Genomic DNA, 14,334 nt, shown 5'->3' on the forward strand with positions numbered 1-14,334 from the left:
AGGGATTTATAAAGTCTTATTAAAATAAATTTATATCAAATTGGAGGGAAAAACGTGGAAGAAGAAATTAATTATCAAAAAGAGAACATCTTATTTATATCAAATGAACAAATTGATATTGATTCAGATGAATATAAAAACAAAGAGGAATATGATAAACTAAAAATTCGTTCTAAAATAGAACCATGGCTTACAGCTATTTTCCAAAGTGAACATTTATCACTTCTTGTAGGACAGGGGTTAAGTATAGCTTTATCAGATGCGGGAAATTTAATGTCGAAAATGGAATTTAATAATGAAGTATATAAATCTAAAATAAATAATATGGCTGATGAAGAAGCTAAAAACATGAGGGGATGTTCTGCCAATTTTGAGGACACATTTCGAGTCGCAATGGAATTATTGAAGGGTTATGAAATCTTAGGTGATTTGGATAACATGAGGAATTTGGAAGATGAAATTAATGAGCAACTGAAAAAATTTCTTACAGGGATAATAGAAGGAGAAAAGAAATTTTTAAAAAAAGTACAAGATGAAGCGAGTAAAAAAGATGGCGAAAATTTATTAATGTTATTAAAAAATTTTCTAATAAGTTTTGCGAGTAGAACAGCAACAAGGGATAGATTAAATATTTTTACTACAAATTATGACAGGTTTATTGAATATGGTTTGGACGAAGCTGGTATTTTAATTCTTGATAGGTTTATTGGAAAATTAAAACCAATTATGCGTTTTCACCGAATTGACTTAGATTATCATTATAATCCCCCTGGGATAAGAGGAGAACCACGGTATGTAGAAGGAGTTGTGAGGTTTGCAAAACTTCATGGTTCTATTGATTGGGAATTTGATGGTGATAGAATAGTAAAAACACCTATATCATTTGGAGAAATGCCAAATGAAGATTTTTTTAAAAATCCTTTTGAAAAAGTTGTAATTTACCCTAACTCGTCAAAAGCGGTAGAAACAGCATTTTTCCCTTATTCTGAATTGTTCCGTGATTTTTCAACGGCAATATGTAGACCTAACTCTGTTTTGGTAACTTATGGATACGGGTTTGGAGATTCACATATTAATCGTATTATATTAGACATGTTGACTATACCATCTACACATTTAGTAATTATTTCTCGTGATTTAGCTTATGGCAGAATAAAAAGATTTATAAAACAATGTAATCTTTCGCAGCTGACACTTCTAATAGGAAAAGACTTGGCGGATTTTAGTATATTAACAAAGTTTTATTTACCAAAACCAGCTATTGATAGAATAACCGAGCGACAGGTTGCAATTCTTGAAAAAAGGGGTAAACTGAGCAAAGAAAATGATAATAATATATTTCCAATAAAAGAAGGTGTTAATAGTGAATTATAATTTTGAAAATGTTAGACAGACAGTGATCGGAACAGTAGAATTTGTCTCTCCAAAAGAGATAAAGGTTTTACTCGATATAGATGCACCATTAAATACGTCTTTAAATACTGGAACACCTCAATTATTTCCACGTATTAATGGATATCTTCTAATACCAAATGAGTTAGGGGCTATCATAGGAATTATTTCATGGGTAGGTATTGAGTATTCACCATATCCGAAACGTAAAGGGTATAAAGATTTTGACATAGTAGATTTGCCATTTCCACTTAGAAAGCTTTCTCTTTCACCACTTGGAATTTTAAAAGGAAAAGAAAATGGTAACAAAATGGACTATGAGATAGAACGCGGTGTATATAGTTACCCTTCTGTGGGCGATATAGTTGTTATTCCAAGCCAGGAACAACTAAGAGCCATCGTACAAAATAAAGATAGAAATGCGAGGGTAAAAATAGGAACATCACCTTTAGCGGCAAATGCTCCTGTTTATGTTGACCCTGATAAGTTGTTTGGAAGACACCTAGCAATTTTAGGAAATACGGGCAGTGGCAAATCTTGCTCAGTAGCTGGACTTATAAGATGGTCTTTGGAGGCAGCTGACAAAGAAAATAAAATTAGAAATCCAATAGAAGGAGATAAACCTTCAATAATTGAAGAGACTGATGAGGCGGCTATAACAGAACAAGATCGATATTTAGAAAGTATAACTAAAAAAACAAATGCAAGATTTATCATTTTTGATCCTAATGGTGAATATGGGAATTGTTTTGATGATATTGTAAATGTAAAAAGGTATGAAGTCCGAATAAGAGATGACAGTAAAGCAGAACAGCTTAAAGTTCCGTCGTGGATGTGGAATAGCTGGGAATGGGCTTCTATTGCACAAGCGACTGAAAAAACACAAAGACCCATATTAAGAAGGGCATTAAGGGAAATAAAAAATGCTGGGCTTGTACAAAATGAGACTGAAAGTATATTGTTTAAAAATTTTTTAACGAGTTTTAAAATCCGTTTGATTAATTTTCAAAAAAAGGGAGCAGAACTTTCAGACTTTCCAGGCAAACAAAATTATGGAGAATTTTTAGAAAACATAGAGAAATCTTTAAAAACTTTTGATGAAAGTAAATTAGATAAAAACTACAAAGATACAAAGGGCAAGATTACAGAAAAAATTAAGGAAATTTTAGATGAACATAAAAAAAATGCAAGTAATTATTATCCAGCTTTTAGTTTACAAGATGTAAATCCTCTGTTAGATATTTTGAAGAATGCTGAAGACGAAATTGGACCTTTAATACCTTATGAAGGACCTGATGAAGATTCACCTGTTTTTTTTAGAAATGATGATTTTCTTACTCATATTAATCAATTAGCACAAGAAACTAATCAGCAGCAATATTTGGAATTTTTTATTATGCGTGTGCGAAGTTTATTTACAGATAAACGTATTGCTTCAGTTATTGGTACTGAAACAGCGAAGGACTTTACATTAGAACAATGGCTTGAAGACTACATAGGTAACAATGAAGAAAAGCCATCTGTTACAATTATTGATTTATCTCTTTTACCTTCTGAAATTCTTTATCTTGTAGTTTCAGTAATGGCAAGAATTATTTTTGAAGCACATTACAGATACAAAAAACAAAATGATAAGATTTTACCGACTGTTTTAGTAGTTGATGAAGCACATAATCTTATAAAAAGATATGAAACTGAAGATGATAATATTTCTGCACAAAGGTTATGTACTCAAATTTTTGAAAAAATAGCTAAGGAAGGTAGGAAATTTGGTGTAGGCTTAGTTATTTCTTCACAAAGGCCATCGGAACTATCTCAGACGGTTTTATCTCAGTGCAATACATTTTTGCTTCATAGGATTGTAAATGACAGAGACCAAGAAATGGTGAAAAAGCTTGTACCAGATACAATGGGAGGAATTTTCAATGAACTCTCTGTGTTACCTTCACGAAAGGCAATTTTATTGGGATGGGCAGCACCTATTCCTACGATGGTGGAAATGAATGAATTAAAAGAAAACCATCAACCTAAATCAAAAGATCCTGATTTTTGGGATGTATGGGTTAATAAAGAGGAAAGAGCGATAAATTGGAGCGATATAGTTGTAGATTGGCAGCAAAAAGCAAACAATAAAATGCAAGATGGCGAAAGTGATGAAGAAATAGATGACATTGTAAATAATGAAGAAATTAATGAATTTCAGACAGAGTTTAATGAAGATAAAAGTTTTTAAGATAAAGTTGGTTTAAATTACAATTATATAAAGATTTTATAAATAAAGATATTTCTAAACTAACTTTAGTGATATTATTATGTAAGAATAAGGTCTAAGTCAGAAATATCTTTGATATAATTAAAGCTTTTTAGGGATATAAAGATATCTTATTTATAAGAGTGGCAAAATACATATTTTGATTTATAGAGAACTATATAATATTTTTATGTAATATGTTACTATATATAATAGGTGATTAAATGGTGAGGGATAGGAGAATGGCTGAAGTAATAAATTCCAATGATGTTTTAATACAACGGATAAAAACTATACTTAAAAATAAAAAGAATAGTACAATAAACATTGTTAATGATAAATTAACACTTTCTGTTTTTAGTGAATTGCAATTCGACATGGAAAAAGTCAAAGAAATAAATCTTGTTCTAAGAGATTCTACTTATATTCCTACTGGCAAAGAAATTTCTCGGGAATTTGAAATTGGTAGAATTGCTGATAATATATTTTTTAACTCCTATGAAATAGTTGAAAAAAATAAATTGGGGCATCTAAGCAAAGCTCGTAGTATGTATAATTTTATTGAAAAACACGTGAATGTAAAAAGGATAAAAAAGAAAGAGCTTTTAAAAAGCAATTTCATATTAATAGATGAAGACTATGGAGTTTTTGGGGATTCTTCTTTGGAAATTATCCGCAAAACCAGGAAAAATGGTATAGTTCCAATGAATTTTAATATAGAAATTACTGATTCGAAACAGGTTAAAGAACTTAAAAGAGGTTTTGAGATTATTTGGAACAATAAGGGATATACAGAAGATTTCAAGAAGCAACTTTTAGAAAATCTTAATTTCATTTATAAAGAATACGATCCGGAATTTCTTTATTTTTTACCCTTTATGAACTTTTTGGAGACCAATTAGATTCCGATATAGAGCGATTTGAAAGCGATCATATTGGTTTTAAAGATACTGAGATTTGGAAAAGTCTTTTTCGATTTCAAAAAGATGCAGTGGTTTCTGCAATACGCAAAATTGAAAAATACAATGGCTGCATTATTGCTGATAGCGTAGGGCTTGGAAAAACTTTTGAAGCATTAGCTATAATAAAATATTATGAGTTACGACAACATAGAGTTTTAGTTTTAACACCGGCGAAGTTGTATGATAACTGGGATTCATTCAGAAATTCTTACATAGATAACCGTTTTGCCAGAGATCGGTTTGCATTTGATATTCTTTGTCATAGTGATTTAAGTCGTCGTTTTGGGAGATCCCGTAGCGGCCTTGATTTATCCAGAATAAATTGGGGAAATTATGATTTGCTTGTTATCGATGAGTCCCATAACTTTAGAAATCGCAATGATAATCCAGAAAGACTTTCACGTTATGGAAGATTGATAAATGAAATTATTAAAAAAGGGGTTAGAACAAAAGTTTTAATGCTGACAGCTACACCCGTAAACAATTCTCTAAATGACTTAAAAAATCAGTTGAGCACAATTACTATAGATAATGACGAAGCTTTTAAGGAAGATGGTATTATAAGCATTGAAGGGGTATTAAAAAAAGCGAAAAAAGTAATAAATGATTGGATTAAAGAGCCAAATAGAAATAAAAAGGATTTATTGGATAATCTTCCATCAGAATTTTTTAAACTTCTTGAAATGGTTACAATTTCGAGAAGTCGTAAGCATATCACTATGTATTATGGCAATGATGAAATAGGTAGTTTTCCTGAAAAACTTCCACCAAAAACTTATAAACCAGAAATTGATAGCAAAGGGGAATTACTAAAATTTTATGATACAGATGAAAAGCTTGATATGTTAACACTTGCAGTTTATCAACCTATGAAATACATTAAACCTGAATACAAGCAATATTATGTAGAAAAATTCCAAACAGTTCGTGGTGACAGAGTGCTATTTAATCATGAAGAAAGAGAATATTTTGTTTCCGTACTACACCGATTCAATTTATTTAAAAGGTTAGAAAGCTCTGTTTATGCTTTTAGGGAGACTTTACAACGTCTTCTTCAGAGAATTGATAGATATATAGAATTGCTTGAAAAAAGTAGTGAAGATTTAGAAGTAGAATTTGAAGAATCAGATGACGATGAAGAATTATTATTGGATTATAAGTATGAAATAAATGTTAATCATTTAATGAAAGGAATATATTTGGCTGACTTATATCACGATAAAGGGAAAATAGAAGAATTATTGAAAAGTGTTGATATTGTTCTGCAAGAACAGAGAGATGAAAAATTAAAAACCTTATTAAACTTTTTAGAAGAAAAAATAACTAAGACACCTTATAATCCAGGCAATAAAAAAGTATTAATTTTTACTGCTTTTGCTGATACCGCATATTATCTTTATGATACTATTGCACAAGAAATGAAAAAACATGGAATTCATACTGCGCTTGTAACTGGGACAGGCGAACCTAAAACAACGCTAAATATTTCTAAAGAATTTAATACTATACTATCTTATTTCTCTCCCAATTCTAAATTAGAGAGAAAATTACCCGAAAATGAACAAATAGATATTCTTATTGCTACTGATTGTATTTCCGAAGGTCAAAACCTTCAAGATGCTGATTGCGTGGTAAATTATGATATTCAATGGAATCCAGTTATTTTAATTCAACGCTTTGGTCGTATTGATAGGATTGGAAGCAAAAATGAACGAATAGCTATGATAAATTTTTTCCCGAATTTAGAACTAAATGAATATCTTCAATTAGAATACCGTGTCAAACAAAAAATGCTGGCGGTAAATTTGACTGCAACCGGAGAAGATGATATATTAAATCCAGATTTAAATGACTTCGACTTTCGTAAAAAGCAATTGGAACGATTGCAAAATGAAATAGTTGATATTGATGAATTATCAGATAATATTTCTATAACAGACCTAAATATGAACGATTACCTATATGAGTTGTCCATGTATGTGCGTAGTCATCCTGAAATAAAAAGAGTACCGAGAGGAATTTATTCTGTGGTTAAAGGGGAAAAACCAGGTTGTATCTTTTGCTTTAGGCATCTTGAAGATAATACTAAGCCTGAAAGTAATAGTTCTCTTTACCCCTATTACTTAATTTATGTTACCCATGACGGTGAAATATATTTTGGAAGCGGTAGTTCACGAGAGACTTTAATGCAATTTAGAAAGCTTTCTTATGGGAAAAATAAACCAAATACCGAACTAATTGATTTGTTTAATCAGCAAACTAAAAATGCAACTGATATGAGCTTTTATTCAAATCTTTTGAATAAGGCAATTGATAGTATTAAAGGTGAGGAAGAAAGAAAAGCTGAAACAAGTATTTTTGACTTTGGTGGCTACGAAAATGAATTTGCCCATACAAGTGCTGATGATTTTGAGTTAGTATCCTTTCTTGTGGTGATGTAAATGCTTGGAGTACCTGAGAGATATAAGATTGATAAAAATTTCGATATAAAAACCTTTTTAACCGGGGAACTAACAAAACAAGAGAAACAAAAATTTAAAGAAGATGTTAAAGGAATAACTTTAACACACCAAATAATTGGAGAAGAAATACCGTCATTAATAAACAATGATTATAACTATCAAGCTATTCTTTATTTTGATATAAAAGTTAATGACTTAAAGTATTCTAATTTTATTGGCGGAATTTTACAAAAAACAGTTAAACCTCCTGCGGTGTTACGGTTTATTGATAATAAAGGCAATTACCTGTACTGTTTTGCTTTAAAAAGATTAAGTAAAATTGATTCGCAGGAAATTGTCATAGATGATATAATTTTTACTCAGAGAAGTTCTTTATTTTTCCCAGATGAAAATGCAACATTATTTGATCAATATTTAGCTTTTACTAAAATATTAAACACTGGTAACAAACTCACCTTTTACACAGAAATTATAACGAAAGCCTATCTTATTAACTATAAATATCTTTGGACCGGAGCTTTAAGGGCATTAGATACCAATATCTTTTATGATATTGAAAAAATGAATGAAATAAGGACTCTTTTAAAGAAAATCATAAATCTTCAAAATCATCTGAGCAAGTCGATCACATTAGCAGAAAAGGCAAGCCTTAATTCAAAAATAAAAAGTAGTTTTTTAAGGTTAAATGAAATAATTGCTATTTAGGAGGGGCAATAAAATGGAAAATAAAGTGTCAAAGGAAATATTTAATCCAGTCCAAGACAATATCAAAAAGCTTGCTGAATTATTTCCTACTGTTGTAAAAGATGGTCAAGTAGATTTTGAAGCGCTAAAACAGGAACTTGGCCAAGTTGAAGAGGTAGGGAAGGAAAAATATGAGCTTACCTGGCCAGGGAAGACTTTAGCTAAACAGCTTGCCTTAACCGATGTAGTTGGAAAAACCTTAAAGTATGTACCTGAAGAGAGCAAAAATCCGGATACTACAGAAAATCTTTATATAGAAGGAGATAACTTGGAAGTTTTGAAACTTCTTAGAAATTCGTACTATGGCAAGATAAAAATGATTTACATAGATCCGCCCTATAACACCGGCAATGACTTTATCTATAAAGATGACTTTAAAAAATTAAAAGAAGAAAGCGACAAAGAAGAAGGCGAACTTGATGAAAATGGTGAACGATTAATTAAAAACCAGAGAAGTTCTGCACGCTTCCATTCCAATTGGTTGAATATGATGTATCCACGCTTAAAAGTAGCTAAGGATTTGCTTTCCGATGATGGAGTAATTTTTATTAGTATTGATGATAATGAAGTGGCTAATTTAAGAAAGATTTGTGATGAGATTTTTGGGGAGGAGAATTTTGTAGGAGAGATCATCAGAAAAACCAAGTCAATGACTGGCGACAAAAATACTGGTTTTAATTTACAACATGAAAGTTTGGTATGTTATGCCAAAATAATAGAAAATGTTTTCTTAGAAGGAGAGGAAAAAGATTTCGATGCATATGATAATCCTGATAATGATCCTAATGGGGATTGGGTAAGTGCAGATCCTAGTGCGAAAAGCGGCGGTCCAAGTTTATACTTTGAAATAATAAATCCCTATACAGGGAAAATTGACTTACCACCCAAAGGTAGATATTGGGCATTTTCAAAAGAAACATTAAGTGAATATATAAAAAACGGAAAAATTGTATTTAAAAAAAGACATTCAAACAATGAAAGAGGATTTATTTTTAAACGATATAAAAATGAATTAAAAAGTTATAGAAATCCTGTAAATAGTTTAGATTTTGTTGAAAATTCATATATGAATCAAAATGGAACTAAAGAATTAAGAGAATTGATGAAAGGAGAATTTTTTCCCAATCCAAAACCACTAAACTTTATAAAGAAAGTAATTTTCTATTCAACTAGTAAAGATTCTATCATTCTTGACTTCTTTTCTGGTTCAGCTACAACAGCTCATGCCGTTATGCAGCTTAATGCCGAAGATGGTGGCAAACGCAAATTTATTATGGTGCAGTTACCAGAACCTTGTCCAGAAGATTCCGAAGCCTATAAAGCTGGCTTTAAAACCATTGCCGATATTGGTAAAGAAAGGATTCGTAGGGCTGGAGAAAAGATTAAAGAAGAATTTAAGGATAAGGAGTGGATTGATGACCTTGATATTGGTTTTAAAGTTTTTAAGGTAGCTGAAACAAATATTCGATGGAATGATGAGGTTTTTGACGGTGAGCAGATTACTTTAAGCGAAAGCGCTCTTTCTGTTAAGGATGCTTTAGACTTTAATCCTGGCTTTACTGATATTGATGTAGTTTATGAGATTATGCTACGTCACAGAGATTTCCCACTTACATCTAAAATTGAAAAACTTACCAATATAGGGAATCGAACATATATGTTTGCCGATAGTGTAGTAGTATGTCTTGAAGAAACGATTACCAGTGATATTGTGGATAAAATAGCTTCTTTAGAACCAAAACCGATAAAAATTATTTTTAGAGATAGTGCTTTTGATGATGATATTTCTTTGAAGTTAAATATTTTGCACAGACTTGATACACAAATAAAGCTTTTTAACCAGGGAAAAGACCAGACTTACAGAGTAGAGTTTATTTAAGGAGTGGGCTAAATGACAAGGAAAGTTATATTTAACTTTGATGATAATTTAGAATACCAAAAGAAAGCTATCAACTCAGTTGTAGCCCTCTTTAGAGGACAAGATCGGGAGCTGGGGGATGTAATTTATCGTGGGAAAACCCGACATATAGGACGTATATCTGAGGAAATTATAAGGAATAGATTGGACATAGGAAGGAATGTTATTCTAGAAAATTTACGAGAAATACAAACTCAAAACATGCTCTTTCCCTCTCCTGATTTACAGCCTATATATAATTTTTCTATAGAGATGGAAACAGGTACTGGTAAAACTTACGTATATTTGCGGACTATTTTGGAGCTCTATAAAAATTATAATTTTTTGAAGTTTATAATTGTAGTGCCTACAGTGGCTATTCGTAAAGGAGTGGAAAAAATATTGAAATTTTGAAAGAACATTTAAAAACCCTTTATGACCTTGACATTTCAAATTATGCTTTCGTTTATGATTCGAATAATTTAAATAAGTTAATGGACTTTGTGGAAGCTAGGGATTTACGCATTGTAATTATGAATATACAGGCATTTAATAAAGACAGCAATAAAATTCGCAGAGAAGATGAAAGAGGGCGAGTTTTGTGGGACCTAATAAAATATACTAAACCAATTGTCATTATAGATGAACCACAGCGACTTGAAGGAAATGGGAAAAAGAAAAGTGCTTCTTTAAAGGCTATTGAAGAATTGGATCCGCTATTCATTTTAAGGTATTCAGCAACTCATAAAAAGCTTTACCATCAAGTATATAAACTTGATTCGTACCAGGCTTATAAACAGGATTTAGTAAAGAAAATTGAGGTTAAAACTGTTTATGGCAATATCAGTAAAGACTACCCTTATGTTCGTTATATAGAATTTACCCGGGACTTAAAAGCAAAAATTGAAATTTTCTATCGTGAACCGGGCGGGCAAGTTAAATTACGTACCTTCAATGTGCAAAAAGGGGTAAGCCTTTATGAATTATCCGGAGAATTATCCCAATATAAAGATATGATTGTATTGGAAGACCCGCACAAAATTAACGGATTGAAAATTGGTTATAAGGAAGGTATCTTAATATTAAAAGAAGGAGAAAATAATTATAACTTAGATGAACTGGACTTAATCAGAATATTAATCCGTTTAACTATTCAAACGCATTTAACAAAGCAACTAAAAATTTTAGAAAAAGGCTATAAAATCAAAGTTTTATCACTTTTCTTTATAGATCGGGTTAAAAATTTTAGAGATAGTGAAGCACCTGACGGTCGAGGAATTTATGCCCGCATTTTTGATGAGGAATATGAAAAAGTAATTAAAGATCCAAGATATAATGAACTTTTTAAAAAATATCCTGATTTATTTCCTGAATACAAAAATGTGCAAAAGGTAAGAGAAGGTTATTTTGCACGGGATAAGAAAAATAATGAAACTGAGATAGAGGATTGGGACTGGGGGAAAGATGAATTAGAGGTAAAAGCTAAATCTCAGGAAGATATTGAACGTGGAATACAGCTTATTTTAGAGAAAAAGGATGAACTAATTTCTTTTGATGAACCATTGGCATTTATTTTTTCTCATTCAGCTTTAAGAGAAGGCTGGGATAACCCTAATGTTTTCCAACTGTGTACATTAAAAAAAGGAAGTTCAGAAATTGCTAAAAAGCAAGAAATAGGACGAGGCTTGCGACTGCCAGTGGATATTTATGGAAACCGATGTTTTGACAGTGAAATAAATGTTTTGACTGTAATTGCCAATGACTATTACGATCACTTCGCTGAAGCCTTGCAAAAAGATTTTAGATTGGAGGAAGGACTAGATCAGGAAGAAGTTACTTTTGAAGTTATTTATCAAACCTTGGCAGACGCTGGGATTCCAGAGGAATTTCTTGTGGCAGATACAGTAGAAGCTTTTAGGACTGAACTTATTAATGCTGGAATTATTAATGCTAAAACTAACCAACTAACGAAAGATGCAGCAGAGATAATATATTATGATTTTACAAATGCAATTTTACAACCGTATCAGGAAGCTATTAAAGAGAAATTTATAGAAAATATGAAAGCAAAAGGTAGTAAACGAATTGAGATTAAAAATGGTGATGAAGAACCTGTAGAAAATGGATACCACAGTTTTGTAACGGAAAAAGAATTTCAAAAGCTTTTAGCAGAATTACGTGAACGAATAAACAAAAGAACAATTTACCATGTAAACATTGATAAAGAGGAGTTTATTAAACAAAGTATAGAAGAAATTAATAAACATCTAACTAATAAATTTATTTATCGTCAATATGAAATAGCAACAGGAGGTATAGATTTCAAAAAATCTAATGAGTTGCAAATACATGATCCTGCTAAATTTACAATTAATCTTGGAATAGAAGAAATAGAAAATAATAAAAGTGATTTTGAAATAATAAATTATCTCATGCATCAAACTTTCTTACCAAGGAAAGCTTTAATCAGAATTTATTCGGCTTTGGAAAATAAAATTTTATTACAGAAACAGGAGATTTTAGATGAAGTAATTAAGATTCTTCAGAATAAATTGAATGAATTCCAGGCTAAGAATATAGAATATGAGGTTTTGGATGGAGTTGTGTTTGAAGAGAAGAATATTTTTGCTGTGGATGAAATTGAACAATGGATGCTAAATGAAAGTGCTAAAAAAGCATATAAAACAAAAGAAGAATACCGAAAAGCTCTCCAGAAATATATCCGTGTAGATAGTCATGGGGAGTATGAATTTGCAAGAAGCCTTGATGAAGATCCTGATGTTCTTCTCTTTACAAAATTAAAAAAGGGAGGACTTGTCATTGAAACCCCTTATGGAAATTATACTCCTGACTGGGCAATAATACATAAAGTTGATGATCATAAGGCAAAGTTGTATTTTATTGTGGAATCAAAATTTGAAAAAGAAAGAGTTAATTTAACCGATGTGGAAAAAGCCAAAATTGAATGTGCCCGTAAACATTTTGCCACCGTATCCAGTGATGTAGTTTTTGATTGGGTCAATAGCTATGAAAGATTTAAAGATATTGTAAATAGAAGTATTCAAAAAAATAATGTAGTGAAAGGAAGTTAAAAAAGGCTTAAGAAGGAATTTTTAAAATACATGTCGAAATATATAAAGTGTTTAATTAAATAAAAATGGGATATTTTGAATAATAACTAGAGAAATTTATATTTTTGAGAAAGGTAAGATAAAAATGTCACTAAAGACTCTTTTTAAAGAGGTTATGGATAATTATATAAAAGCAAGAACCTCACAGCCATTTAAAGGAAATAGAATAGGAGATATATTACGAAAAGAAATACCTCAGGAGATACAAAAATTTGATTTTATAGGTGATGAATATTTTATTAAAGGCTCTAATGGTCAAGGTAACTGGGCAGAAATTCCTTGGGTTGCTATTATGGACAAAAATATTACACAAACTACAATGGAAGGGGTATATATTGTTTATCTATTTTCTTTTGATATGAAAAGGCTATATTTAACTTTGAATCAAGGCTATACTAAGTTAAAAGATAAATATGGTAAACTTGTGGCCATTAAAAAAATGTTATCTCTTGCTTTAAAGATAAGGAGTAAAATGGAGGCAAAGGGATGGAATACAGATAATAATTTATCAATTGGCAATGAATTTTATGAAAAAGGGACAATATTTTATAAAAAATATGAGAATGATGATTTACCAGATGATGAAACATTAAAAAATGACCTTCATGATTTGATAAATATTTATAAAAATGTTTCTGTTTTAAGCGGTGAAGATAAGGAACAAATATATGAAAATGAGGAAGATTATATACCTGACAACGATACTAGTTATAACGTCAAAGATGAACTTGAATACATAAAAAGTTACATAAAAAATCATGGGTTTAGCTACAATGATAAGTTAATAGAAAATTTTTATTTATCTTTGAAGTCAAAGCCATTTTTAATTCTTGCAGGTATTTCAGGTACAGGGAAAAGCAAACTTGCAAGACTTTTTGCGGAGGCTATAGGTTGCAATACGAAGAATGGACGATTTATGTTGGTACCTGTAAGACCCGACTGGTCAGATTCTACGGAATTATTAGGTTACAAAGATATGCATAATAAATTTCATCCTGGAGTTTTAACAAATTTTATAAAAAGGGCTATAAACGATATAAATAGACCTTACTTTTTTGTATTGGATGAAATGAACCTTGCACGTGTAGAGTATTATTTCAGCGATATTCTTTCAATTATAGAGTCACGAAAAAAGGATGGCGATAGAATTGTTACAGATCCCCTTTTGAACAAAGAACTGTTAGATGAAGATTCTTTCCATGAATATGGCAATTTGTACATACCTGAAAATTTATATTTCATTGGCACTGTTAATATGGATGAGACTACGTTTCCCTTTAGCAAAAAAGTGCTTGATAGAGCAAATGTTATTGAGTTTTCTGATGTAAACCTCGATTATTTTGTTGGAGATATCGAAGAAATTACTGAAAAAGTATTAAACAATAGTTTTTTGAAGAGTGAATTTCTAACATTAAATGATTGTCTTGATTATAGGGAAATTATTGATGATGTGATTTTGGTTTTAAAAAAATTAATGATGTTCTAAGAGAGGGAA

General features: G+C 30.7%; 9 protein-coding genes. All 9 read left to right on the top strand.

Annotated elements, in window-relative coordinates; all coding sequences use genetic code 11:
- Window positions 1–54 precede the first annotated feature (54 nt).
- Window positions 55–1,374: an SIR2 family protein gene (locus THESIDRAFT1_RS10200; RefSeq protein ID WP_006570339.1), complete on the top strand. Its 1,320-nt coding sequence runs from the start codon at window positions 55–57 to the stop codon at window positions 1,372–1,374.
- Window positions 1,364–3,625: an ATP-binding protein gene (locus THESIDRAFT1_RS10205; protein ID WP_006570340.1), complete on the top strand. Its 2,262-nt coding sequence runs from the start codon at window positions 1,364–1,366 to the stop codon at window positions 3,623–3,625. Before THESIDRAFT1_RS10200 ends, THESIDRAFT1_RS10205 begins: the two co-directional genes overlap by 11 nt.
- Window positions 3,626–3,885: 260 nt before the next feature.
- Window positions 3,886–4,545: a phospholipase D-like domain-containing protein gene (locus THESIDRAFT1_RS14260; protein ID WP_244262645.1), complete on the top strand. Its 660-nt coding sequence runs from the start codon at window positions 3,886–3,888 to the stop codon at window positions 4,543–4,545.
- An 89-nt stretch (window positions 4,546–4,634) separates the two neighbouring features.
- A complete protein-coding gene (locus THESIDRAFT1_RS10210) occupies window positions 4,635–7,046 on the top strand; it encodes a DEAD/DEAH box helicase (RefSeq protein WP_244262646.1) in 2,412 nt (803 codons plus the stop codon).
- Entirely contained in the window at window positions 7,047–7,772 is a 726-nt protein-coding gene (locus THESIDRAFT1_RS10215) for a DUF4391 domain-containing protein (RefSeq protein WP_006570342.1), read from the top strand.
- Between the two features lie 13 nt (window positions 7,773–7,785).
- Window positions 7,786–9,690, top strand: coding sequence for a site-specific DNA-methyltransferase (locus THESIDRAFT1_RS10220; RefSeq protein ID WP_006570343.1), 1,905 nt, complete (start codon window positions 7,786–7,788; stop codon window positions 9,688–9,690).
- A gap of 12 nt (window positions 9,691–9,702) precedes the next feature.
- Window positions 9,703–10,122: a DEAD/DEAH box helicase family protein gene (locus THESIDRAFT1_RS15220; protein ID WP_244262647.1), complete on the top strand. Its 420-nt coding sequence runs from the start codon at window positions 9,703–9,705 to the stop codon at window positions 10,120–10,122.
- Entirely contained in the window at window positions 10,119–12,800 is a 2,682-nt protein-coding gene (locus tag THESIDRAFT1_RS10225) for a restriction endonuclease (protein WP_244262648.1), read from the top strand. Before THESIDRAFT1_RS15220 ends, THESIDRAFT1_RS10225 begins: the two co-directional genes overlap by 4 nt.
- A gap of 124 nt (window positions 12,801–12,924) precedes the next feature.
- Entirely contained in the window at window positions 12,925–14,325 is a 1,401-nt protein-coding gene (locus tag THESIDRAFT1_RS10230; RefSeq protein WP_244262649.1) for an MrcB family domain-containing protein, read from the top strand.
- Window positions 14,326–14,334 lie beyond the last annotated feature (9 nt).

It is taken from the genome of Thermoanaerobacter siderophilus SR4 (assembly GCF_000262445.1).
Classification (GTDB): Bacteria; Bacillota; Thermoanaerobacteria; order Thermoanaerobacterales; family Thermoanaerobacteraceae; genus Thermoanaerobacter; species Thermoanaerobacter ethanolicus.